A 23,911-nucleotide genomic window follows, 5' to 3' on the forward strand; every position below is an offset into this window, starting at 1 on the left:
GTAAACATCTAGACGGCTAAAAATAGGATTTTAATTATGACAATTCGCAATCACACACTCGGCTTCCCTCGTATTGGCTTAGATAGAGAGCTAAAAAAGGCGCAAGAAAATTATTGGGCAGGTAAGATTTCACAGGAAGAATTAGTTACTGTGGGTAAAGAGCTTCGTGCTCGCCATTGGCAACAACAAGCGGATGCGGGTGTTGAATTATTACCTGTTGGTGATTTTGCTTGGTATGACCAAGTGTTAGGGACAAGCCTACTGTTAGGTAATGTACCGCCTCGTCACCGTAATGAAGATGGCTCACTCGATCTTGATACTCTATTCAGAGTCGCTCGTGGTAGAGCGCCAACAGGTAAACCTGCGGCTGCATCTGAAATGACGAAATGGTTTAATACTAACTACCACTATATCGTTCCTGAATTTCAGCAAGGTCAATCATTTACCTTTGCATGGAAAGAGCTATTAGATGAAGTTGATGAAGCATTGGCGTCAGATCATAAAATAAAACCTGTTTTACTTGGTCCTGTGACTTACTTGTGGCTAGGTAAAGTAAAAGGCCCTGAATTTGATAGATTAACGCTTCTAAACGATATTTTACCTATCTATCAACAAGTGATTTCTGCATTAAAAGAGAAAGGTATTGAGTGGGTGCAAATTGATGAGCCTGCATTGGTACTGGATTTACCTATTGAATGGCAAAATGCCTATCAAACAGCTTATCAAGCATTAACGGGACAAGTTAAATTACTGCTGACAACCTATTTTGATGGTATTTCTCATCATCTTGATATTATTAAAAACTTACCTGTTAATGGGCTTCATGTTGATATTTCAGCAGGGCAAGATGATTTGCAGCACTTACACCAAGCATTACCCAAAGATTGGGTACTGTCATTAGGTGTGATTAATGGTCGAAATGTGTGGAAAGCAGATTTAAGTGCACGTTATCAGCAAGTGATTGCGCTAAAAGGGAAACGCCCTTTGTGGATTGGAACTTCATGTTCATTACTGCATAGTCCAATTGATTTAAATGCAGAGACGAAACTTGATGATGAAGTAAAAAGCTGGTTTGCTTTTGCTGTTCAGAAATGTGAAGAAGTCGCTTTGTTAGCTAAGGCATTGAATGCACCAGAAGGTGAATATGATGAACAATTGACACAGTACAGTGCGCCAATTCGTCAACGTCAACACTCGACCCGTGTACATAATGCAACAGTTGAAGCTCGTTTACAGGCAATTGAAGCGCAAGATAGCGAAAGAAATTCACCTTATACCCAACGCGCAGAAGTACAACGTACTCGGTTTAATTTGCCATTATGGCCAACCACCACGATTGGCTCATTCCCACAAACAACAGAAATTCGTACTGTCCGTTTAGATTTTAAGAAAGGGCGTATCGATACGGCAGCTTATCGTACAAATATCAGCGAACATATTAAGCAAGCGATATCCGAACAAGAAAATCTTGGCCTTGATGTGTTAGTTCATGGTGAGGCTGAACGTAACGATATGGTGGAGTATTTTGGTGAACATTTTGATGGTTATGTGTTTACGCAAAATGGCTGGGTACAAAGCTATGGCTCCCGTTGTGTAAAACCACCTGTGATTATCGGTGATATTAGTCGCCCAGCCCCTATTACCGTGGATTGGGCAACTTACGCACAGTCGTTAACTGAAAAGCCAGTCAAAGGCATGTTAACAGGCCCTGTGACAATTTTATGTTGGTCTTTCCCTCGTGAAGATGTGACGCGTGAAACGATTGCAAAACAGATAGCGTTAGCACTGCGTGATGAAGTGGATGATTTACAAAAAGCAGGTATTGGTATTATTCAAATCGATGAGCCTGCATTACGTGAAGGATTACCACTGCGCCGTAATGAGTGGCAGGCTTACCTTGATTGGGCAGTCGATGCCTTTAAATTAAGTGCCGCCATTGCTAATGATGAGACACAAATCCATACCCATATGTGTTATTGCGAATTTAATGACATCATGGATTCAATCGCCGCGCTGGATGCGGATGTGATTACAATCGAAACATCACGTTCAGATATGGAATTACTAGAAGCCTTTGAGCACTTTGATTATCCAAATGAAATTGGACCAGGTGTTTATGACATTCACTCACCTAATGTGCCAAATGTGGAATGGATCGTTGGATTATTAAGAAAAGCACAATCACGAATTCCAGCAGAGCGTTTATGGGTGAATCCAGATTGTGGATTAAAAACACGAGGCTGGCCTGAAACACGCGCAGCATTAGCGAATATGGTTGAAGCGGCTAAATATTTGCGTCAGAACGCGTAATAAAATAATGAATACCTGATTAGCCTGTATTTTTGATAATAAATATCAAAAATACAGGCTAATTTTTTATTTAAAAAAGACAATGATTAATTGTAAATTAAAACTCAGAGCAAATCTTATTATTGATATTCTTGATCGTTGCTATACTGCGAAAACTCTTTAATTTTATGGATATAATTATTGTGCAAACTAGCATTAAACTTTCGGATAAGGTATTAGATGCTTTTCCAACTCGACCTTTGAAATTAGTTCCACTAAGAGGAGATGGTGGATTATTTCGCACCTTATTCTTAGTTATTTTCATGTTAGCAATGACTGTATTTAGTGCTTATCAAATTCCCAATATTCTTTATGATTATAAAATCAGTGAGAATGCAGTACCTGTTGATGCTACGGTGAATGGCTCTTGTCGCTCTCAACTCTTTGTTCTGACTAACTGTAGTGTTGATTTACGTTATAAAGGCAATGAAGTTTCGCGTAATTTTACTTTTTTAGATTTAGGCCCTAAAGATGTGTTAGTTGAACCCGTCGCTGATGCAAATGATCTCAGTAAAATGACCGTTGATGTGGCGATAGATAATATTTGGCTTCGCTTAATTAGTACGATTATTTTTATCGGCTTGTTTGGTTTTAGTGTGATCTTTTTTATTTATCGTCAAATACTGATCAGTAAAGTAAAAAAAGCATTATTATCAGTAGGCACTCAACCTTTAAAGTTAATAGCCATTCCCGCAAAAATGGTTGTGAGTAATAAGCAATTTATTGCAACTTATCATCTTAATTTAGAGGGTAAAGATATTCGTATTGCTTATTCAGGGAATAAGAAAACACCGCCTATTGTGATTGAGCAAAATGGAAATACCTACGTATTAGCCGTTTATTCACCACAACAAAATATCCCTTATGCTTTGGATGTACCTTTAGAACGTATTCAGGCAACACCTGAAGAGAAACAACGTTTTCATGAAGCGTTGATTGAAGAAGGTTTGTTGTAATCAAATTTGATTATTAAGAACGTGATGCGTTTTCTCTTATGGGATGTAAGGGAAAACGCATTAAAACAGTTTGTTTATTTATCCACCGAAAATCTTCGCTTTTAAAATATCCATTCCCGCACTGACTAAATCTAAGTCTTTAGGTACAACGCCATCAGGTGTGACTTTATCAATTAATTTAGGTAAATATTGCGCGGCCATTTCAGAAGCTTCTGTCGCACTTAAATTAATTTTCGACGCAAGATCATTAATCACTGGAGATGAAAAAACAGCGACGATTTGCTTTGCACTGATTGGTAAATTGGCATTGGTACTTATCCATGATTGAATAAGCTCACTTAAACCCGCGGTATCAAATTGCTTTACTAAGCCTTCAATGCCACCTTGAGATCCAACCCACTCAAGGACGGTTTTGTATTGATTGATTTTTTCGCCGCCTAGTAGGCTCGAAATTTGGTTAAATAAGCTCATGTTCACTCCAGTGACGATGTGTTTGTCACATTAGATGTTTATTTTAAGGGCGGGTAGTGTACGCGCTATGCTCGTTGTACTTCAAGCTACTCGTCATACTTCAAGTTGTAGCGTTGTTGACTTCGTTTATTCGCGCTAGTCACATACTGATGTATGCTTCTAGCGACTCATTCACTCGTCGCCTAGCTACATCTTGAATTATTTAGAGTGTATATATTGGGGTATTTATATTCGATAATGTATTTATCGCATCTATACTGATGAGAGGAATATTTATTTTAGTTAATTATTGATGCAGGCGAATATTGATAATGTATTTCAAATGCCATTTTTAGTGATGATAATCACAATTTTATGAAATTGTTACTTTGTTTGGTGCCTTGTAAGTGATATTGGTCACTAAAAAGGTCTGGAAAACTGATACAGTAACTTTTAATTTAATGATCATTGGTTTTGTCCCATTGAGGAGTCCGATATGTCTGATGTATTTCACTTAGGTTTAACCAAAAATGACCTACAGGGTGCCACTTTAGCAATTGTTCCAGGTGATCCTAAGCGTGTTGAAAAAATTGCAAAATTAATGGATAACCCAGTTCATCTGGCTTCTTTACGTGAATACACGTCATGGCGTGGCGAAATTGATGGCAAAGCTGTCATTGTTTGTTCAACAGGTATCGGTGGCCCATCTACTTCTATCGCTGTTGAAGAATTAGCACAGCTAGGTATCCGTACTTTCTTGCGTATCGGTACAACAGGTGCAATTCAAGAACATATCAATGTAGGTGATATTCTTGTAACTACGGCTGCGGTTCGTTTAGATGGCGCAAGCTTACATTTCGCACCAATGGAATTCCCAGCTGTTTCTGATTTTGAATGTATGAATGCACTGTACAAAGCCGCTAAAGACAATGGCTCAACTGTACACGTAGGTGTTACTGCATCTTCAGATACATTCTATCCAGGACAAGAACGTTATGACACCTATACAGGTCGTGTTGTCCGCCGTTTCAAAGGCTCTATGAAAGAGTGGCAAGAAATGGGCGTAATGAACTATGAAATGGAATCTGCAACATTATTGACAATGTGTGCAAGCCAAGGTTTACGTGCAGGTATGGTTGCGGGTGTTATCGTAAACCGTACTCAACAAGAAATTCCAGATGCGGAATTACTGAAGAAAACTGAAAATAATGCACTCGGTATCGTGATTGAAGCGGCTCGTATTTTAATGAAATAATATTTCGAATCGCTGATAGAAGCCCTTAATACGTAAGTGTTAAGGGCTTTTTTTATGCAATAATTCATTAGCTTAATATACTATGTCAATAGAACTACATTTTTGATAATGTAATTGAGAATTATTTACAATAAAACAATGAGAAAATAAATATGACTGATATTTTGCAGACACACCCTTCAGTGTTGCCTTTAACCGGTGGAATTAACTTCCGTGATCTAGGAGGTAAAAAATTAAGCAACGGTGGTATTATCAAACCAGGTATGTTATTTCGCTCTGGATCACTGGATAGGCTGACGGATACGGATCAATCCCTTCTTATTGATAAAAATCTTTTTCAAATTATTGATTATCGTGATAGTGGCGAAATCGTTGATAAACCAGACCGTGTCTGGGAAGGTGCGCAATATTACCATGCACCTGCGAACCCATTATCGAAAGAAGTTTCTGCTAATTTGGAAAAGCTAACGCCTGAGATCCTCGAACAGTTTGATGCAAAGGCATTTATGTTCCAGTTGTATGAATTACTTCCTATTAATAACCCTGCATATAAACAACTGGCAACATTATTAAAGCAACCAGAGAAAGGGGGAGTTGTGCAACATTGTGCTGTGGGTAAAGACAGAACAGGTGTTGGCTCCGCTTTAGTGTTATTTGCGCTTGGCGCATCTTTAGATTTGGTGATGGAAGATTATTTGCTGACCAATGAAACATTAGCGCCTTATCGTGCTTATCTTTTAGAAGAACATGCCAAAACAATGAGTGATCACATTGTTGATAAATTTGCCTATGTTTATTCAGTACAAGAAGAGTTTCTGCAAACAGCATTGGCGAGTATTAATCAGCATTACGGTAATGTGGATACTTGGCTAGAGAAAGATATCGGTCTAGATGCGTCTAGCCGAGATTCCTTACAAAATTATTTTCTCGAATAATAAAGTGATTTATATTCGGTTAATCAAAATTTTTTATTTTACTTAGGTTAACCGAATTTAAGGTTTCTATTTTGACAGTACAAGACATTATTCATACCATCACTCTTTTTGTAAAAGAGCACGAAATTTGGGCTATTCCGATCGTGTTTCTTCTTGCTTTTGGCGAGTCACTTGCATTTATCTCTTTGCTTATTCCTGCCACGGTTATTTTATTAGGATTAGGTGCCTTAATTGGTGAGAGTGGTCTGTTTTTCTGGCCGATTTGGCTTGCTGCTGCATTAGGTGCTTTCTTTGGTGATTGGGTATCGTACTGGGTAGGATTTCACTATAAAGAGGGTGTGAGAAACTTGTGGCCCATTTCACGCTCACCACAAACATTAGTTAGAGGTCATCAATTCTTTAATCGTTGGGGAATTTGGGGGGTGTTTATTGGACGATTTTTTGGACCTTTTCGTGCAATTGTCCCATTAGTTGCGGGTATTTGCGCAATGCCACAACGTTATTTTCAAATTGCTAATTTAATATCAGCGATGATTTGGGCATTTGGTATTTTGGCGCCTGGTGCTTTTGGTTTGCAATGGCTTGCGAAATGGATGGGATAACTGCGTCCTTTATCGCAAATCAAGTCATGATGTAAATTGTTGCTAGACAATATTACCTATGCGTTTTAACGTAGCCCGCTGGAAAGTAAAAAGGTCACTTTAGTGGATATTCAGTTGTTATACGGGATCATTGGTTTATTAGGTGGAGTGCTTGTTGGCGGCGCGCTGGTTTGGTGGTCTATCCAACAACGTTTATCCGATAAAGAAGCCATGCTACGTGAAAATCATACACAGCTTGCTATCGCTCAAGAAAAAGCGGTGATTATCCCCTCTTTACAACAAAATATAGAACAGCTAGAGCAAGAATTACGTGCTCAGAGAGAAATTATTACTTCTCAAGAAGCTGAATTAAGAGAAGTGACAACTCGTTGGGAAGAAAGCCGAATATCCGCAGAAGAAAAACAGCGATTATTAATTAATAGCGAGCAACGACTTGCAACACAGTTTGAGAACTTAGCTAATCGTATTTTTGAACAGAGTGGGCGTAAAGCCGAAGAGTTAAATCGCCAAGGATTAACCCATTTACTGTCACCATTTCGTGAGCAGCTCGAAAGCTTTCGACGACAAGTTCAAGATGGTTTTGGGCAAGAAGCCAGAGAGCGACATACTTTGGTTCATGAAATTCGCCAGCTCCAACAATTAAATGTAAAAATGGCGCAAGAAGCCGTTAACCTAACCAATGCCCTCAAAGGGGATAATAAAGTTCAAGGTAACTGGGGTGAAACGGTATTAGCACGTATATTAGAATCGTCAGGGTTACGCGAAGGTCATGAGTTTGAAACACAGGTGAGTATTCGTCATGAAAATGGTGGGCGTTATCAACCTGATGTCATTGTACATTTACCTCATGGCCGAGATGTTATTATCGACGCTAAAATGTCGCTGGTGGCGTATGAAAAGTATTTTAATAGTGAAGATGATAATCAACGTAAACAGGCACTTTGTGCGCATGTAAACTCAATTAGAGCGCATATTAAAGGATTGAGTGTAAAAGATTATCATAAACTACCGGGTATAACGTCTTTAGACTATGTTTTAATGTTTATACCTATTGAGCCCGCTTATCTTGTTGCAATTGGTCATTCTCCAGACTTGCTAGAAGAAGCATTGAAAAACAATATTATGTTAGTTGGGCCATCTACTTTACTTGTTGCTTTGCGTACAATAGCCGCATTGTGGCGTTATGAATATCAAAGCCAAAATGCGCAAGAAATTGCAGACAGAGCGGCTAAAATGTATGACAAATTAAGACTTTTCGTTGATGATATGCAGGGGCTAGGAAATAGTATTCAAAAAGCGCAATCTGGCTATCTATTAGCGATGAAAAAACTCTCTGAAGGTCGTGGAAATCTTATCAGTCAAGCGGAAGGCTTTAAATCCTTAGGGGTTGAGATAAAAAAAACGATTGATAATGATCTCATTGAAAAATCAGCATCTGATTGATTTAATAAAATAAAGAGATAAAGATTTCTGAAAACGGCCAGTACTGAATTTACTAAATTTTGATTAATTAGCGGGCAAATAATATGACTCAACAAACTAAGGAAACAACAGATTTTGGTTTCCAAACCGTTGACAAAGATGATAAACAAACCATGGTTGCAAGGGTTTTTCACTCTGTCGCGTCTAAGTATGATTTAATGAATGACTTGATGTCTTTTGGTGTTCACCGTATCTGGAAACGCTATACCATTGAAGCGAGTGGTGTAAGACGTAACCAACGTGTTCTTGACCTTGCGGGTGGTACTGGTGATTTAACAGCTAAATTTTCTCGTCTCGTGGGCGAAAATGGGGAAGTTGTTTTAGCTGATATCAATGACTCAATGTTGAAAATGGGTCGTGAAAAGCTACGCGATCACGGTATTGTCGGCAATGTTAACTATGTGCAAGCAAATGCTGAAGAGTTACCTTTCCCTGATAACCATTTTGATTGCATTACAATCTCCTTTGGCTTACGTAATGTGACCGATAAAGCAAAAGCTTTACGCTCAATGTTCCGTGTATTAAAGCCAGGTGGACGTCTGCTGGTGTTGGAATTCTCTAAACCTGTTCTTGATCCTTTAAGTAAGATTTATGACGCTTACTCTTTCCATATTCTACCTAAAATTGGTCAAGTGATTGTGAATGATGCTGAAAGTTACCGTTATTTAACGGAGTCCATTCGCATGCATCCAGACCAAGAAACACTAAAAGGTATGATGGAAGAAGCAGGATTTGATCAAGTTACCTATACCAATATGACCGGAGGTATAGTTGCATTACACAAAGGATTTAAATTCTGAGATGGAAAAAGTCACTTTTTCTCATGATATTGCTTCTCAAGTACTGTATCCGCTGCTAACCGCATCCATGGAGACAGCGCTTAATCACGTTTTATATCAGGAAAATGTGCTTAAACCTGCCCGCAATCGCCTTGCGGGCAAAGTGTTGGCGCTTTCTATCAATGAGTTTCCTCGTTCCATCTACTTAGTCTTTAGTGAACAACAAGTTGATGTATTAAGTCAGTGGGATGATGAAACCGATTGTTTGATAAAAACAAAACTATTAACACTGATTAAGCTTCGTGATCGCCAGAAAATGTCAGAACTGATCAACCGTGGTGATATTACTATTGATGGTGATATGCAGGTTGTTCAAAATTGGTCTGCATTATTAGATATGGCGCAGTGGGATCCCGCGCAATATTTAGCACCTTATATTGGTGATATTGCTGCTCAAGGTCTGACTGTCGTTGCAGGAAAGGGCGTTCAGTTATTTTCTTCACTCTTAAGTCACCAAAAAGATTATTTACGTGACGCGTTAATTGAAGAGTGGAAAACCGCACCTAGTGCATTAGAAACAGTCCATTTTTATGATGAAATAGAAGAACTTGCACAGCAAACCGCCGAACTGGAAAAACGGTTAGGCACATTGGAGAAAAAATAATGCTCCTTAGTGAGTTAAAGCGCCTCTATCATATTATTCAGGTATTTTTATCTTATGGGCTTGATGAGTTAATTCCTAAACACCGAATTACTTTACCTGTAAGATTAGGATGCCGAGCACTATTTTGGATCAAAAATAAACATCCAGAAAAACCATTAGGTGAACGCTTACGACTCGCATTGCAAACATTAGGCCCTGTTTGGATTAAATTAGGCCAAATGTTATCAACTCGACGTGATCTTTTCCCTCCTCAAATCGCTGACCAGCTTGCTTTATTGCAAGACAAAGTTGCTCCTTTTGATGGTAAGAAAGCACGACAATATATTGAAAACTCATTTGGTGGCCCTATCGACCAATGGTTTGATGATTTTGATGAAACTCCACTCGCTTCCGCTTCTATTGCGCAGGTTCACACTGCAAAATTAAAAGAAAACGGCAAAGAAGTGGTACTAAAGGTTATTCGTCCCGATATTCAACCAGTGATCAAAGCGGATATCCGTTTGATGTATCGCTTGGCAAATCTATTACCGTTTTTACCTGATGGTCGTCGTTTACGGCCAAAAGAGGTGATCCGCGAATACGAGAAAACATTACTTGATGAGCTAAATTTACTGCGTGAAGCTGCAAATGCTATTCAGTTACGTCGTAATTTTGAAAATAGCTCTATGTTATATATTCCTGAAGTGTATTCAGATTATTGCCATGAAAACGTGATGGTAATGGAGCGTATTTATGGTATTCCCGTTTCTGATATTGAAGCGTTGAATGCACAAAAGACAAATATGAAGCTTCTTGCAGAGCGTGGTGTAAAAGTCTTTTTCACTCAGGTGTTTAGAGACAGTTTTTTCCATGCTGATATGCATCCTGGTAATGTGTTCATTAGCTATGATCACCCAGAGAACCCATATTATATCGGTATTGATTGCGGTATCGTTGGCTCATTAAATAAAGAAGATAAACGCTATTTAGCTGAAAACTTCTTAGCTTTCTTTAACCGTGATTATCGAAAAGTTGCAGAATTACATGTTGATTCAGGCTGGGTGCCGGCAGATACCAATGTGGAAGATTTTGAATTTGCGATCCGCACTGTGTGTGAACCGATTTTTGAAAAACCACTTTCTGAGATCTCATTTGGACATGTGTTACTTAATCTTTTCAATACAGCACGTCGTTTCAATATGGAAGTACAACCGCAGTTAGTTTTACTTCAAAAAACATTGCTTTATGTTGAAGGGCTTGGACGCCAGTTATATCCACAATTGGATTTATGGAAAACGGCAAAACCTTTTTTAGAAGATTGGTTGCACAGTCAAATTGGTATCACGGCATTAATGAACGGTATCAAGAGTAAGGCACCTTATTGGATTGAAAAAATGCCAGAGATACCTGAACTGGTTTATGATAGTCTGAAGCAACATAAAAATATGAAGTTAACGCTAGACAAATTGACGGAACAAATAAGTTCGCAAAGAGTCAAACAGAGACAGTCTCTATTTTTATTGGGTATAGGTACAACACTGTTTTTATGCGGTAGCCTGTTTTTTGTTTCTGGTTTTCAAACATTATTCAGTGTTTTTATCAGTTTAGGTTTGCTTGCATGGATTTTGGGTTGGTTTAGATCTGGTAATGCACAATAAAAACACATCAAAGTTTGTCTTTGAGCAAGTTAAAAGATGAATTCGAGATTCCCGAAAATTGAATTCGTTGTATATAATGGGCACTGTTATTAAGTATAACCCCGAAAATAGTTGAGGAACATAAAATGGGCGGTATTAGCATTTGGCAATTACTCATCATCGCTGTCATCGTTGTCTTATTATTTGGTACAAATAAACTGCGCACATTAGGCTCAGATTTAGGTGCATCAGTAAAAGGTTTTAAAAAAGCGATTGGCGACGAAACTGCAGATAAAGACACCAACAACGCTGAAAAAACAAATAACGACGCAGATTTTGATACTAAGAATTTAGCGCAGAAGACTTCAACAGAAGAGAAGTCTACAACTGAGAGCAAAAACAAAGAGCAGGTGTAAACCGTGTTTGACATTGGTTTTAGTCAGCTGCTATTGGTCATGGTGATTGGTCTTGTTTTTCTGGGGCCAGAACGTTTGCCCGTAGCAGTAAAAACAATTGCTGGCTGGGTAAGGGCGCTACGCTCTTTGGCTGCGAATGTGCAAAATGAACTGACTCAAGAACTAAAACTTCAAGAACTCCAAGAGAGCTTGAAAAAAGTTGAAGAGAAAGCGAATTTGCAAACGTTATCGCCAGAGCTGAAAGCGTCTATGGATGAGTTAAAAGAGGCTGCACAGTCTTTAAAACAAACTTATCATGCACCTACAACGCCAGACTCCACGAAAGAGCAGTCTGTAAAAACCGACTCTACGGAACCTTCACCTTCTGATTTAGCTGCACTTGCTGAAGCTGATGAAGTTAATGATGATGCTAATCGCCATAAACCTGTGGCAGAAAGTGTTACAAAGACAGAAGTTCCTGTTACTCAACCAGTAACAATAGAGAAAAAAACAACTGATCAGGTCAATGGTGAGCATTAAAACATGGCAGTAAATGATACCCAACCGCTGATCAGCCATTTAATAGAACTTCGTAAGCGTTTGATGTATAGCTTAGTCTCAGTTCTAGTGGTTTTTTTAGCGCTGGTTTATTTTTCTAATGATATCTATCAATTAGTCTCGGCTCCATTACTCGATAAGTTGCCAAAAGGGTCAAATATGAGTGCGACGGATGTTGCCTCTACCTTTTTGACCCCGATTAAATTGACAATCATGGTATCCGTTTTTGCTTCTGTGCCGGTTATTCTTTATCAGGTATGGGCTTTTATCGCACCAGCATTGTATAAACACGAACGCCGCTTGATGCTGCCGCTACTTGTTTCAAGTACAGTATTATTTTATCTCGGCATGGCGTTTGCTTATTTTGTTGTGTTCCCTCTCGCGTTTGGCTTCTTTGTTAATACAACCCCTGAAGGGGTTAACTTTATTCCAGATATCAGTAAATATTTAAGTTTCGTAATGACATTATTTATGGCATTTGGTGCAGCTTTTGAAGTGCCTATTGCGATTATTTTACTGTGCTGGAGTGGTGTAACAACACCTGAAGCATTAAAGAAAAAACGTCCTTATATTCTTGTGGGTGCCTTTGTCGTTGGTATGATCTTGACACCACCAGATGTTTTCTCTCAAACCTTACTCGCAATACCTATGTACTTACTGTTTGAAATCGGTGTCATGGTATCGCGCTTTTATGTAGGTAAGGGAAGAAGAACAGATGAAGAAGAAGCTGAGGAAGCAGAGGCAGAAGCTGAAGCAGAACAGCAAAAATAATTTTAGAAACGATTTTCTAAAATCATATGATATTAGCCCAGCAATTGCTGGGTTAACTTTTTCTAGAGTAACTCTTTTTTAAACTCTTTATTTCCCACTGATTTTTTCACTTCGCTATTTAATATATTTAAAAGCAAAATTGAACGGGTTTCACCATCAGGCTCTTGATATATGGCTTTGATCCCTTGAAAAATTCCCTCTGTTATCAATACGCTATCGCCACTGTGAGGTACATTTTCTTCACTATAAGTGAGAGAAGAAAGCTGAGGGATTTGCAGTGTATCAATCACATCTTGAGGAACAGTGACAGGATATTGCCCAAAGCGAACAAACGAGTTTACTCCACGTGTTGAGTTAATGGTCGTGGTATGGATCACTTCAGGATCGAACTCTATAAAAAGATAATTAGGGAAAAGCGGTTCTGTTACGGTAGTACGCTTTCCTCTTAGTACTTTTTCTATGGTTACCATAGGTGTAAAACAGCCCACTTGCTGACGTTCTAAGTGTTCGATAGCGCGAGGAATTTGTCCTCGTTTGCAATACAGCAAATGCCAGTTTTTCATAATAGAGACAAGAGGTTAGTTAAATTTAATTTAAGTGATAATAGCAAATTTATCATTAAGGTAACAGTCATCTATCGGGGGATTAAATAAAAAATAGATTAACGTGGTTTTATACTGAAAAAAGAACAGAAAAGCTGTGTTTATTCGCAATAAAAAGGCTTGTTTTTGTTACTTTCACTTGGATCTCGGATAGAGGTAACAAGTTAATAAAAAAGTGATGGTAAAAATAAGAAAAAGCTCTCAAGATAATTATCTTAGAATTTTGTTCATAATTATAAAGAGGTTCTGTAATGGAAGTTTTTTTATTAAGTAACGGAAAAATTGCCGGGGATCCACGTTGGTTAAGTTATGCAAAAGATAATATCGATAGCATGATTAAAAAACGCGGTATTCGTTCTGCTGTATTAATTGCTTATGCCGTTATTCGTTCCGATCATGATCAACGTGCTCGTGATTTATCAGAAGTGTTAGGTATTGAAGTTACTTGTATTGAACATTTTGATTCAGAAGTTGATGCAATCAACAATGCAGAATGTATTTTAGTCAGTGGTGGCAATACTTGGTTATTAAACCAAATGCTGCATGAGAAAGGATTGGTTGTTCCAATCCAACGCGCCGTACGTGAGCGTAATATTCCATATATTGGCTGGAGCGCAGGTTGTAATGTCGCGACACCAACAATTCGTACCACTAATGATATGCCTGTACGTTCCTCTGTTATTATGCCTTCATTAGGTCTATTCCCTGTTCAAATTAACCCACATTACATTGATGCTTCTATCAGTGGTCATATGGGTGAAACTCGTGATGAGCGTATTGCAGAGTTTTGTGCAATTAACCCTGAAGAAATTGTTGTGGCTATCCGTGAAGGGAGTTACTTATATATTCAGGGTGAAGAATTACGTTATTACAGCGCTAAAAATGAAGGCTTTAAAATCTTCCAACATGGAAAAACATTCCCTGAACAGTTTGATACTAAATTACTTTCAGAGTGGGTTCCATTCCGCTGTTTATAAGTATAGTGGACGCTATTAAATAAAAAGCATTGCATTTTAGTGAGTTATGCGTTTAGCTTATAGCGTCTCAAAGAGGGCATTAGCCCTCTTTTCTTTCACTCACTGGCTCGTAAGATTATGATGAAATACCGCGATTTAAGAGATTTCCTTTCATTATTAGAAGAAAAAGGTGAATTAAAACGTATCACCTATGAAATAGATCCCTACCTTGAAATGACCGAAATAGCGGACAGAACTTTACGTGCCGGTGGGCCAGCACTGTTGTTTGAAAATCCTAAAGGGTATGATATGCCCGTGCTTTGTAACTTATTTGGTACACCAGAGCGTGTGGCAATGGGAATGGGGCAAGATGATGTTAAAGCCTTACACGAAGTTGGAAAGCTATTGGCTTTTCTAAAAGAGCCTGATCCTCCGAAAGGTTTTCGTGATCTCTTTGATAAGTTACCTAAGTTTAAACAAGTTTTAAATATGCCAACAAAACGCTTGAGTAAAGCGCCTTGTCAGGAAGTGGTTTTAACAGGTGATGATGTCGATCTCACAAAAATTCCTGTTATGCATTGTTGGCCTGAAGATGCGGCACCTTTGATTACTTGGGGATTAACGGTGACTCGTGGCCCATTGAAAGAGCGCCAAAATCTCGGTATTTATCGCCAGCAGGTGCTGGGTAAAAATAAAGTGATTATGCGCTGGTTATCGCATCGTGGTGGTGCGTTAGATTTTCAAGAGTGGTGTCAAAAACATCCCGGTGAGCGATTCCCTGTTTCCGTAGCATTAGGGGCAGATCCTGCGACTATTTTAGGTGCAGTAACACCTGTACCAGATACCTTATCTGAATATGCATTCGCGGGTTTATTACGGGGCAATAAATCAGAAGTTGTAAAATGTCTTTCAAATGATCTTGAAGTACCTGCAAGTGCTGAAATTATCCTTGAAGGTTACATTGAACCGGGCGAATTAGCCCCAGAAGGGCCATATGGTGATCACACAGGATATTATAATGAGATTGACTCTTTCCCTGTGTTTACCATTACGCATTTAACGCGCCGTAAAGATGCAATTTATCATTCAACATATACAGGTCGTCCACCTGATGAACCCGCAGTATTAGGTGTTGCGTTGAATGAAGTGCTTGTTCCGATATTACAAAAACAGTTTCCTGAAATTGTCGATTTTTATCTACCTCCTGAAGGATGTTCTTACCGTTTAGCCGTTGTGACAATGAAGAAACAGTATGCGGGTCATGCTAAACGCGTAATGATGGGAGTTTGGTCTTACTTACGGCAATTTATGTACACCAAATTTGTGATTGTTTGCGATGATGATGTCAATGCAAGAGATTGGAAAGATGTGATTTGGGCAATTACGACCAGAATGGATCCTGCAAGAGATACCATTATGATGGAAAATACGCCTATTGATTATCTCGACTTCGCTTCACCTGTTTCAGGATTGGGATCAAAAATGGGTCTTGATGCGACGAACAAATGGCCGGGTGAGACAGATAGAGAATGGGGTAGACCTATTGTGATGTCTGATGAAGTTAAGCAACGAGTCGATACTATTTGGGAACAGCTCGATATTCTTAAATAAGAACAGAGGAACAACATGGCAATATTGAATTGTAAAGTCTCACTTGTTGAGCCAATGACAGATACGGTTTATCGGGTAAGACTATTACCTGATGGCGAATTTGATTTTCAGGCTGGACAATATCTTTTAGCTGTTATGGATGAGCGTGATAAACGTCCTTTTTCTATTGCATCTATACCTGAAAATAAAGACTTTATTGAACTTCATATTGGTGCGTCTGAACTCAATCTTTATGCGATGGCAGTGCTTGATGTGATATTAGAAAAACAGCAACTTACCATTGATATTCCTCATGGGAATGCGTGGTTTCAAAAAGAGAGTCAACGTCCATTACTATTGATTGCTGGCGGTACAGGATTCTCTTATACCCATTCAATTTTATTGGCCGCGTTAGCTGAAAATCCTCAACGACCTATTACAATTTATTGGGGGGGAAGAGAAAGCGTTCATCTCTATGATCTCAATGAATTACAAGAATTATCAGAATTGCATTCATCGTTATCCGTTATTCCGGTTGTTGAGCAGCCTGATGAGACTTGGCGTGGCCGCAAAGGTACAGTATTAACGGCAATAAGCGAAGATTTTGGTGATTTATCAGAATATGATATTTACATCGCAGGGCGTTTTGAAATGGCGAAAATAGCCAGAGATCGCTTTTGTAATGAGCGTAATGCAGATAAAACCCGCTTATTTAGCGATGCCTTTGAATTTATCTGATAAAACAATAGCACCCCGTTATTTGTTATTATTTCTGTTTTTAAAACCATAAAAAAACCCGCCCCTGACGGCGGGAAAATGGTTTCTAACCATGCAATCGAAAAGAATACGTTCCTAACGATCAGAACGTGGATATACAGAATATCGTATTAAACACGTTCTATAATCGTTGCAATACCTTGCCCTAATCCAATACACATTGTGGCTAAGCCAAATTGTGCATCTTTACGCTCCATAATATTTAATAATGAAGTGGTTATTCGAGAGCCTGAACATCCTAAAGGATGCCCTAAGGCAATTGCTCCGCCATTTAAATTAATCTTGTCATCTATGCTATCGAGCAGATTCATTTTCTTCATACATGCTAATGACTGTGCGGCAAATGCTTCATTTAGCTCAAAAATATCAATATCATCTAATGTTAATCCTGCTTTTTTCAACGCGATTTCTGTTGCAGGAACAGGGCCATAACCCATAATTGCAGGATCACATCCTGTCACTGCCATAGAACGAATAATGGCACGAGGCTTTAAATTATGCTCTTTAGCATAACGTTCACTGGTGATAAACATGGCGGATGCACCATCAGAAACTGCGGATGAATTGCCTGCTGTAACAGAGCCCGTGGCAGGATCAAATACAGGTTTAAGCTGGGCTAATTCATCAAGGCTTGGGTTATAACGAATAACTTCATCATTTTTTACATTGATAAAATTACCCGTTGCATCATGACCATTAATTGCAATTATCTCATTATCAAAATAGCCTTGTTGCGTTGCAAGAGCCGCTAAATGATGAGAACGGTAAGCGAATTTATCTTGTTCTTCGCGTGAAATTTGGAATGATTTAGCCAGCATCTCTGCTGTTAATCCCATTGAAAATGAGGCTTTAGCGACAGAAAGATTAAGTGATGGATTAAAATCTGCATTATAAGTCATCGGTACGTGACCCATATGTTCAACACCGCCAATTAATGCTACTTGACTATCACCCAGCATAATTTGGCGTGCGCCATCATGTAATGCTTGCATTGATGAACCACATAACCGATTAACTGTAACTGCCGGAACCTTGTGTGGAAGTTCAGCCAATAACGCCGCATTACGAGCAATATTAAAACCTTGTTCTAAAGTTTGTTGTACACAGCCCCAAATCACATCACCAATATCATTAGGATTAATATTCGGATTGCGTGTTAGTAGTGCTTGCATCAATTGTGCGGAGAGATTTTCCGCTCTGACATGGCGAAATGCGCCACCTTTTGAGCGTCCCATTGGAGTACGAATACCATCAATTATGACAACCTTTTCCATTTCATATCTCCTTAAGCGAGTTCTCTGATGTTAACATCTACTTTTGCGGGCTTTGGATAATAGGTTTCGTTGCGTTGCGCTTTCTGTTTTAAGCTTTCAGGAATTTGATAAAGAGATCCTAATGATGCGTATTGCTGTGCATCTGCAACAAATTGCGCTAATCCGATGGTATCAAGATAACGGAAGACGCCTCCTCGGAAAGGTGGGAAGCCTAAGCCATAAACTAATGCAATATCAGCTTCTGCTGGTGAAGCAATAATACCTTCATCTAAACAACGGATAACTTCATTGATCATCGGGATCATCATACGAGCGATAATTACATCTTGGCTAAACTCTTGTGTTTTGCCAGCATTTTGCTGAATAAGCGTTTGAATTTGACCATCAACAGATTTCTGCTTTTTACCCCGTTTATCAACTGTGTAATTATAGAAACCATGATTATTTTTCTGACCATATCGCTGTTGCTCATATAAAAGAGCAATAGCATCTCGTTCAATCGTACCCATTCTGTCAGGGAAACCCTGAGCCATTACGGCTTGAGCATGATTTGCCGTGTCAATGCCTACAACATCAAGTAGGTACGCTGGTCCCATAGGCCAGCCAAATACTTTTTCCATCACTTTATCTACAGCAAGAAAATCAGCACCATCTCTTAGTAATAGAGAGAACCCTGCAAAATAAGGGAAGAGGACACGGTTTACAAAGAAACCAGGGCAATCATTAACGATAATCGGTGTTTTACCCATTTTACTGGCGTAACTGACAATACGGTTAATCGTCTCTTCACTGGTTTTTTCACCTTTTATGATTTCAACTAGTGGCATTCGATGAACTGGGTTAAAGAAGTGCATCCCACAGAAATTCTCAGGGCGCTTTAAGGATTTTGCGAGCAGGGAAATTGGGATCGTAGAGGTATTTGACGCAAGTACCGCGTGATCAGTTAATAGTGCTTCTGTTTCTGCGAGTACAGTTGCTTTTACTTTGGGATTTTCAACAACGGCTTCAACCACAACATCCGCATCACTGACAGAGGCATAATTCAATGTAGGTTGAATAGAGGCGAGCGTTTTTGCCATATCTACGGCACTCATTCGACCTTTTTCTTGGCGTTTTTGTAATAGGCTTAACGCTTCATTCATACCAAGCTCAAGGGATTTTTGGTTAATATCTTTCATTACAACGGGAATACCTTTTAAGGCAGATTGATAGGATATTCCACCGCCCATTATCCCAGCGCCTAAGACCGCCGCTTGTTTAGGTAATTCAGCATGACGTTTTTTCGTGATATTTTTGACATACTGATCATTAAGGAAAATACCGACTAAGGCTTTTGCAACATCGGTACGTGTGAGCTTGACAAAATTTTCAGTTTCGATAGCCAGTGCTTCATCTCTATTTAGAAATGCCGCTTTTTCAATAGTTTTTACTGCGGTGATCGGTGCTGGATAGTGAGGACCTGCTACTTTCATCACCATACCTTTAGCCACACTGAAAGACATTTTATGTTCAAGCTCTGTCAGTCTTAATGGTGTTGTTTTTGGATGACGTGCAGCTTTCCAATCAATTTTGCCTTCAATTGCTTGCTCAATTAGCGAAATAGCACTTTCTTTTAAATTTTCTAGAGGGACAATTGCTTGGGTTAATCCATTTTTAAGTGCAGTTTGGGCATCAACATCTTTACCAGCAGTAATAATTTCTAATGCGTTATCGACACCAATCAAACGAGGAAGGCGTACTGAACCGCCAAAGCCCGGCATGATCCCAAGCTTTGTTTCTGGTAAACCGATACGTAAATCAGGAGAAGAAATACGAAAATCAGTAGCAAGTACGCACTCGCAACCGCCGCCAAGGGCATAGCCATTGATAGCAGAAACGGTAGGAACAGGTAGGTCTTCAAGTCGACTAAAAATCTGATTAGAGAAGTGTAGCCACTGAGTTAATTCTTCTTCAGGGGCATCAAAAAGGGATAAAAACTCGGTAATATCAGCACCGACAATAAAAGCCGGTTTTTCGGAACGCAAGATAACACCTTTCAGGCCTGGTGTTGCTTCTAATACGGTTAAAGCTTCACTTAGCATTGCAACCGTTTTGGTATCTAATTTGTTAATAGAACCTTTGGCGTTAAAAATGAGTTCAACAATACCTTGTTTCACCCAATCGGCTTGAATATTTTCGCTTTGATAGAGCATTTGTATTCTCCCTAAATGTATAGACTGGTATGACCAGATAATAAGAGTGTGAATACTATGTTAAATAAATGCAAATATTTGATTAAAAAACTGCAAGGGTGATCACAGTGAAATTATTCAACTTATTGAATTCTATGTTGTTGCTCAGTTTGATAAAAAGAGGGGAGATAAATCGATAATAATCTATTTTTGTTATGGGGTTAGCCACTCAAAGAGTTGGCGTGTTAAGCTGAATCATTAACAATGAATAAGATAAGGTAATTAATAATGGAAAAATTGCTCTCTCTGTACCAAGAACATATCAAAACTCTACAAAATCGTACTCGTGATGCTTTATCCAGACACCATCTTGATTCGGTATTAATTCATTCTGGTGAACCTATCCGTGTTTTCCTTGATGACAGTGATTACCCTTTTAAAGTGAATGCTCATTTTAAAGCATGGGTGCCTGTAACAGATGTACCACATTGTTGGTTATTAGCGGATGGTGTTAATAAACCTAAATTATGGTTCTATTCCCCAGTTGACTATTGGCACAGTGTTGAAGCTTTACCAAGTAGCTATTGGACTCATGAAGTTGAGTTAATTCATCTTAAAAATGTTGATGATATTCAGAAAGAGCTAGCACCTTATATTAATAAAAATACCGCTTATATTGGTCCAAATATACAGCGAGCAGAATCATTAGGTGTGAGTATTGATAATATCAACAATCAATCTCTTCTTAATTATTATCATTATTACCGCGCCTATAAAACAGGTTATGAATTAGCTTGTATGCGTGAAGCACAAAAAATGGCCGTCAACGGACATATTGCCGCCCATGAAGCTTTCCAAGCTGGATTAAGTGAGTTTGATATTAATATGGCGTATTTAATGGCTACGGGTCATCGTGATACCGATGTTCCTTACGGCAATATTGTCGCATTAAATGAACACGCCGCTGTTTTGCACTACACCAAATTAGATCATGAATCACCAGATGAATATCGTAGTTTCCTTATTGATGCAGGTGCAGAGTATAATGGCTACGCAGCAGATATCACTCGTACTTATAGCGCAAAAGAAAATCATGAATTTACTTCATTAGTTAAAGATATGAATGATGCGCAACAAGCGCTGATTGCAACGATGAAAGCGGGGGTGCGTTATACTGAATACCATGTTCAAATGCATCGACGTATTGCTGGGCTACTTAATAAATACGGTATTGTTAAAGGTGTGAGTGAAGAAGAGATGGTGAGTGCTGGATTAACTACACCATTTTTACCTCATGGCTTAGGGCATGCTTTAGGTCTGCAAGTTCATGATGCAGCTGGATTTATGCAAGATGATAAAGGAACCCACTTAGCGGCTCCTGCAATGTATCCATTCTTACGTTGCACACGTATTGTTGAACCAGGCATGGTATTAACAATTGAACCTGGATTTTACTTTATCGACTCTCTGCTAGAGCCTTGGAAAGAAGGAAAATACAGTACTCATTTCAATTGGAAGCTTATTGAGCATTTCAAACCATTTGGTGGTATTCGTATTGAAGATAATATTATTATCCACGATAACAAAATTGAAAATATGACCAGAGATTTACACTTAGCCTGATGAAAGCGTATTTGATCCCCGCTGAAACCGTAGAATTCAGTGAAGAAATAAAGAAGAGTCGTTTTATTACATTTATTGCTCACACTGAAGGTATTGATGCAGCAAAAGCGTATATCCAGTCTATCAAAGAACAATTTCCTGATGCCCGGCACCACTGTTGGGCTTTTGTTGCAGGAAGACCCGATGACTCACAACAATTAGGTTTTTCTGATGATGGTGAGCCAACAGGTACTGCGGGAAAACCTATTCTTGCACCTCTTTTAGGGAGTGGAATGGGAGAAGTTACCGCAGTGGTTGTTCGGTATTTCGGTGGGATCAAATTAGGAACTGGTGGATTAGTTAGAGCTTATGGCAGTGGTGTTCAACAAGCATTAAAGCTTTTGCCAACAAAAACGAAAGTGCCACAGTTGCGTTTTAGTGTAGCGTGTGAATATTCACTGGTTTCATTACTTGAACAAGTTGTTGAACAATATCAGGGGCAAGTACTTTCAAGTGAATATACTGATAAAGTCACTTTTATACTTTCATTGCCTGCCGTGCATAGCGGTGAAGTTGAAGTTAAACTACGCGATATAAGTCGTGGCAGTATGCAATTAATCCCGTTAGATAAAAATGAATAATCTTTGCTACCAAGGAAATCGCTAAATGCATTTTCGTTCAATAACCCGTATTGTCGGACTGCTTGTTATCTTATTTTCTGTCACGATGATCATTCCCGGTATTGTCGCATTAATATATCGAGATGGTGCAGGGCGTGCATTTAGCCAAACATTTATTGTAGCCTTGATCATTGGGTTAATGCTGTGGATCCCCAATCGACATAAAAAAAGTGAGCTTAAGCCTAAAGAAGGCTTTCTTATTGTTGTCTTATTTTGGACGGTACTGGGTAGTGTAGGGGCATTGCCGTTTATCTTTTCTGAACAACCTCATCTTTCTATTACTGATGCCTTTTTTGAATCTTTCTCTGGACTGACTACAACAGGAGCCACAACGCTTGTAGGGCTAGATTCATTACCTAAAGCTATTTTGTTTTATCGCCAAATGCTCCAATGGTTAGGAGGAATGGGGATCATTGTATTAGCTGTCGCTATTCTCCCTCTTTTAGGTGTTGGGGGAATGCAGTTATATCGCGCAGAAATGCCGGGTCCATTGAAAGATAACAAAATGCGGCCTCGAATTGCAGAAACAGCGAAAGCACTTTGGCTTATCTATGTCTTATTAACGATCATTTGTGCCTTAGCATTATGGATTGCAGGCATGGATGTGTTTGATGCTATTTCTCATAGCTTTTCAACTATTGCAATTGGTGGGTTTTCTACTCACGATGCCAGTATTGGTTATTTTAATAGCCCAACCATTAACATCATTATTGGTGTATTTCTTCTGATCTCTGGTTGTAACTTTGGTTTGCACTTTGCCGTACTAACGGGAAGAAGTTTAAATATTTATTGGCGTGATCCTGAATTTCGTATGTTTATCTCAATTCAATTGGGATTAGTCATTATCTGTAGCGGTATTCTATGGCTTTATTCTGTATACGACACAGGATGGATAACCATAAACCAGGCTTTTTTCCAAGTTGTCTCTATGGCGACAACCGCGGGATTTGCCACGGATAGCTTTGCACAATGGCCTGCATTTTTGCCTCTTCTATTATTATGCTCGGCGTTTATTGGTGGCTGTGCAGGATCAACGGGGGGAGGATTGAAAGTCATTCGTATCTTGCTTTTATTCCTACAAGGGAATCGTGAATTAAAACGTCTTGTTCACCCAAATGCGGTTTATACCATCAAACTTGGTCACCGAGCATTACCCGAACGTATTATTGAAGCTGTGTGGGGATTTTTCTCCGCTTATGCGCTGGTCTTTATTATTAGCTTAATGTTGTTGATAGCGACAGGCGTTGATGAATTTTCTGCATTTTCTGCTATTGCCACTACATTAAATAATCTTGGTCCTGGATTAGGGATTGTCGCCGATAACTTCACGACAATGAATCCAGCTGCAAAATGGATATTGGTCGTGACAATGTTATTTGGGCGACTAGAAGTTTTCACATTATTGGTTTTATTTACCCCAACGTTTTGGCGTGATTAACCTAATACA

General features: G+C 39.0%; 22 protein-coding genes. 18 read left to right on the top strand and 4 right to left on the bottom strand.

Annotated features, from left to right (window positions below; all coding sequences use genetic code 11):
• Window positions 1-36: 36 nt before the first annotated feature.
• Entirely contained in the window at window positions 37-2,310 is a 2,274-nt protein-coding gene (metE, locus tag F1325_RS01945) for a 5-methyltetrahydropteroyltriglutamate--homocysteine S-methyltransferase (RefSeq protein WP_109372608.1), read from the top strand.
• 167 nt (window positions 2,311-2,477) lie between these two features.
• Window positions 2,478-3,305 (top strand): hypothetical protein, encoded by an 828-nt coding sequence (locus F1325_RS01950; protein ID WP_109372607.1) that lies wholly within the window; start codon window positions 2,478-2,480, stop codon window positions 3,303-3,305.
• Window positions 3,306-3,383: 78 nt separating this feature from the next.
• On the opposite strand, the gene F1325_RS01955 is transcribed toward F1325_RS01950, so the two are convergent.
• Window positions 3,384-3,776: a YidB family protein gene (locus F1325_RS01955; RefSeq protein ID WP_160229927.1), complete on the bottom strand. Its 393-nt coding sequence runs from the start codon at window positions 3,774-3,776 to the stop codon at window positions 3,384-3,386.
• A gap of 475 nt (window positions 3,777-4,251) precedes the next feature.
• Here F1325_RS01955 and udp point away from each other — a divergent pair, with 475 nt between their 5' ends.
• The 10 genes from udp (at window position 4,252) to tatC (ending at window position 12,812) form a co-directional block, all read left to right on the top strand.
• Entirely contained in the window at window positions 4,252-5,010 is a 759-nt protein-coding gene (gene udp, locus F1325_RS01960) for a uridine phosphorylase (protein WP_023583501.1), read from the top strand.
• A 152-nt stretch (window positions 5,011-5,162) separates the two neighbouring features.
• Window positions 5,163-5,945 (top strand): tyrosine-protein phosphatase, encoded by a 783-nt coding sequence (locus tag F1325_RS01965; RefSeq protein WP_109372605.1) that lies wholly within the window; start codon window positions 5,163-5,165, stop codon window positions 5,943-5,945.
• Between the two features lie 71 nt (window positions 5,946-6,016).
• Complete coding sequence (locus F1325_RS01970) at window positions 6,017-6,547, top strand: DedA family protein (RefSeq protein WP_109372604.1); 531 nt, start codon at window positions 6,017-6,019, stop codon at window positions 6,545-6,547.
• Between the two features lie 102 nt (window positions 6,548-6,649).
• A complete protein-coding gene (gene rmuC, locus F1325_RS01975) occupies window positions 6,650-7,990 on the top strand; it encodes a DNA recombination protein RmuC (protein ID WP_109372603.1) in 1,341 nt (446 codons plus the stop codon).
• Window positions 7,991-8,073: 83 nt separating this feature from the next.
• Window positions 8,074-8,829, top strand: coding sequence for a bifunctional demethylmenaquinone methyltransferase/2-methoxy-6-polyprenyl-1,4-benzoquinol methylase UbiE (ubiE, locus tag F1325_RS01980; protein ID WP_075672293.1), 756 nt, complete (start codon window positions 8,074-8,076; stop codon window positions 8,827-8,829).
• A 1-nt stretch (window position 8,830) separates the two neighbouring features.
• Complete coding sequence (locus F1325_RS01985; RefSeq protein WP_109372602.1) at window positions 8,831-9,472, top strand: ubiquinone biosynthesis accessory factor UbiJ; 642 nt, start codon at window positions 8,831-8,833, stop codon at window positions 9,470-9,472.
• On the top strand, window positions 9,472-11,109 hold the full coding sequence (ubiB, locus tag F1325_RS01990) for a ubiquinone biosynthesis regulatory protein kinase UbiB (RefSeq protein WP_109372601.1): 1,638 nt from the start codon (window positions 9,472-9,474) through the stop codon (window positions 11,107-11,109). Before F1325_RS01985 ends, ubiB begins: the two co-directional genes overlap by 1 nt.
• Window positions 11,110-11,234: 125 nt before the next feature.
• Window positions 11,235-11,504 (top strand): twin-arginine translocase TatA/TatE family subunit, encoded by a 270-nt coding sequence (tatA, locus tag F1325_RS01995; protein ID WP_109372600.1) that lies wholly within the window; start codon window positions 11,235-11,237, stop codon window positions 11,502-11,504.
• Window positions 11,505-11,507: 3 nt separating this feature from the next.
• Window positions 11,508-12,023 carry a Sec-independent protein translocase protein TatB gene (gene tatB, locus F1325_RS02000; RefSeq protein WP_109372599.1) on the top strand — a complete coding sequence of 172 codons (516 nt, stop codon included), beginning with the start codon at window positions 11,508-11,510 and terminating at the stop codon, window positions 12,021-12,023.
• A 3-nt stretch (window positions 12,024-12,026) separates the two neighbouring features.
• On the top strand, window positions 12,027-12,812 hold the full coding sequence (gene tatC, locus F1325_RS02005; protein ID WP_109372598.1) for a Sec-independent protein translocase subunit TatC: 786 nt from the start codon (window positions 12,027-12,029) through the stop codon (window positions 12,810-12,812).
• A 62-nt stretch (window positions 12,813-12,874) separates the two neighbouring features.
• Here tatC and rfaH read toward each other — a convergent pair whose 3' ends face one another.
• On the bottom strand, window positions 12,875-13,375 hold the full coding sequence (rfaH, locus tag F1325_RS02010; RefSeq protein ID WP_109372597.1) for a transcription/translation regulatory transformer protein RfaH: 501 nt from the start codon (window positions 13,373-13,375) through the stop codon (window positions 12,875-12,877).
• A gap of 290 nt (window positions 13,376-13,665) precedes the next feature.
• Here rfaH and pepE point away from each other — a divergent pair, with 290 nt between their 5' ends.
• The 3 genes from pepE to fre all read left to right on the top strand — a co-directional run bounded on the left by pepE (window position 13,666) and on the right by fre (window position 16,698).
• Window positions 13,666-14,391 (top strand): dipeptidase PepE, encoded by a 726-nt coding sequence (gene pepE / locus F1325_RS02015; protein WP_100158028.1) that lies wholly within the window; start codon window positions 13,666-13,668, stop codon window positions 14,389-14,391.
• A 120-nt stretch (window positions 14,392-14,511) separates the two neighbouring features.
• A complete protein-coding gene (gene ubiD / locus F1325_RS02020; RefSeq protein WP_036914642.1) occupies window positions 14,512-15,981 on the top strand; it encodes a 4-hydroxy-3-polyprenylbenzoate decarboxylase in 1,470 nt (489 codons plus the stop codon).
• A 15-nt stretch (window positions 15,982-15,996) separates the two neighbouring features.
• A complete protein-coding gene (fre, locus tag F1325_RS02025; protein WP_109372596.1) occupies window positions 15,997-16,698 on the top strand; it encodes an NAD(P)H-flavin reductase in 702 nt (233 codons plus the stop codon).
• A 149-nt stretch (window positions 16,699-16,847) separates the two neighbouring features.
• Here fre and fadA read toward each other — a convergent pair whose 3' ends face one another.
• Both fadA and fadB read right to left on the bottom strand, forming a co-directional pair.
• On the bottom strand, window positions 16,848-18,011 hold the full coding sequence (gene fadA / locus F1325_RS02030; protein ID WP_160229928.1) for an acetyl-CoA C-acyltransferase FadA: 1,164 nt from the start codon (window positions 18,009-18,011) through the stop codon (window positions 16,848-16,850).
• An 11-nt stretch (window positions 18,012-18,022) separates the two neighbouring features.
• Entirely contained in the window at window positions 18,023-20,203 is a 2,181-nt protein-coding gene (gene fadB / locus F1325_RS02035) for a fatty acid oxidation complex subunit alpha FadB (protein ID WP_160229929.1), read from the bottom strand.
• 267 nt (window positions 20,204-20,470) lie between these two features.
• Between fadB and pepQ the strand changes: the two genes are divergently transcribed.
• The 3 genes from pepQ to trkH are packed head-to-tail and all read left to right on the top strand — an operon-like array spanning window position 20,471 to window position 23,902.
• A complete protein-coding gene (pepQ, locus tag F1325_RS02040) occupies window positions 20,471-21,805 on the top strand; it encodes a Xaa-Pro dipeptidase (protein WP_109372593.1) in 1,335 nt (444 codons plus the stop codon).
• Window positions 21,805-22,425, top strand: coding sequence for an IMPACT family protein (locus F1325_RS02045; RefSeq protein ID WP_100158033.1), 621 nt, complete (start codon window positions 21,805-21,807; stop codon window positions 22,423-22,425). Before pepQ ends, F1325_RS02045 begins: the two co-directional genes overlap by 1 nt.
• 25 nt (window positions 22,426-22,450) lie before the next feature.
• Window positions 22,451-23,902: a Trk system potassium transporter TrkH gene (gene trkH, locus F1325_RS02050; protein WP_036914641.1), complete on the top strand. Its 1,452-nt coding sequence runs from the start codon at window positions 22,451-22,453 to the stop codon at window positions 23,900-23,902.
• The last annotated feature ends 9 nt before the right edge of the window (window positions 23,903-23,911 follow it).

Origin of the sequence: Proteus columbae (genome assembly GCF_009914335.1) — a bacterium.
GTDB lineage: Bacteria > Pseudomonadota > Gammaproteobacteria > Enterobacterales > Enterobacteriaceae > Proteus.

What these genes read in the sequence shown, in the direction of transcription:
- metE (WP_109372608.1), top strand. Translation starts at nt 37, where the DNA reads ATGACAATTCGCAATCACACACTCGGCTTCCCTCGTATTGGCTTAGAT.
- F1325_RS01950 (WP_109372607.1), top strand. Translation starts at nt 2,478, where the DNA reads ATGGATATAATTATTGTGCAAACTAGCATTAAACTTTCGGATAAGGTA.
- F1325_RS01955 (WP_160229927.1), bottom strand. Translation starts at nt 3,776, where the DNA reads ATGAGCTTATTTAACCAAATTTCGAGCCTACTAGGCGGCGAAAAAATC.
- udp (WP_023583501.1), top strand. Translation starts at nt 4,252, where the DNA reads ATGTCTGATGTATTTCACTTAGGTTTAACCAAAAATGACCTACAGGGT.
- F1325_RS01965 (WP_109372605.1), top strand. Translation starts at nt 5,163, where the DNA reads ATGACTGATATTTTGCAGACACACCCTTCAGTGTTGCCTTTAACCGGT.
- ubiE (WP_075672293.1), top strand. Translation starts at nt 8,074, where the DNA reads ATGACTCAACAAACTAAGGAAACAACAGATTTTGGTTTCCAAACCGTT.
- F1325_RS01985 (WP_109372602.1), top strand. Translation starts at nt 8,831, where the DNA reads ATGGAAAAAGTCACTTTTTCTCATGATATTGCTTCTCAAGTACTGTAT.
- ubiB (WP_109372601.1), top strand. Translation starts at nt 9,472, where the DNA reads ATGCTCCTTAGTGAGTTAAAGCGCCTCTATCATATTATTCAGGTATTT.
- tatA (WP_109372600.1), top strand. Translation starts at nt 11,235, where the DNA reads ATGGGCGGTATTAGCATTTGGCAATTACTCATCATCGCTGTCATCGTT.
- tatC (WP_109372598.1), top strand. Translation starts at nt 12,027, where the DNA reads ATGGCAGTAAATGATACCCAACCGCTGATCAGCCATTTAATAGAACTT.
- rfaH (WP_109372597.1), bottom strand. Translation starts at nt 13,375, where the DNA reads ATGAAAAACTGGCATTTGCTGTATTGCAAACGAGGACAAATTCCTCGC.
- pepE (WP_100158028.1), top strand. Translation starts at nt 13,666, where the DNA reads ATGGAAGTTTTTTTATTAAGTAACGGAAAAATTGCCGGGGATCCACGT.
- ubiD (WP_036914642.1), top strand. Translation starts at nt 14,512, where the DNA reads ATGAAATACCGCGATTTAAGAGATTTCCTTTCATTATTAGAAGAAAAA.
- fre (WP_109372596.1), top strand. Translation starts at nt 15,997, where the DNA reads ATGGCAATATTGAATTGTAAAGTCTCACTTGTTGAGCCAATGACAGAT.
- fadA (WP_160229928.1), bottom strand. Translation starts at nt 18,011, where the DNA reads ATGGAAAAGGTTGTCATAATTGATGGTATTCGTACTCCAATGGGACGC.
- fadB (WP_160229929.1), bottom strand. Translation starts at nt 20,203, where the DNA reads ATGCTCTATCAAAGCGAAAATATTCAAGCCGATTGGGTGAAACAAGGT.
- pepQ (WP_109372593.1), top strand. Translation starts at nt 20,471, where the DNA reads ATGGAAAAATTGCTCTCTCTGTACCAAGAACATATCAAAACTCTACAA.
- F1325_RS02045 (WP_100158033.1), top strand. Translation starts at nt 21,805, where the DNA reads ATGAAAGCGTATTTGATCCCCGCTGAAACCGTAGAATTCAGTGAAGAA.
- trkH (WP_036914641.1), top strand. Translation starts at nt 22,451, where the DNA reads ATGCATTTTCGTTCAATAACCCGTATTGTCGGACTGCTTGTTATCTTA.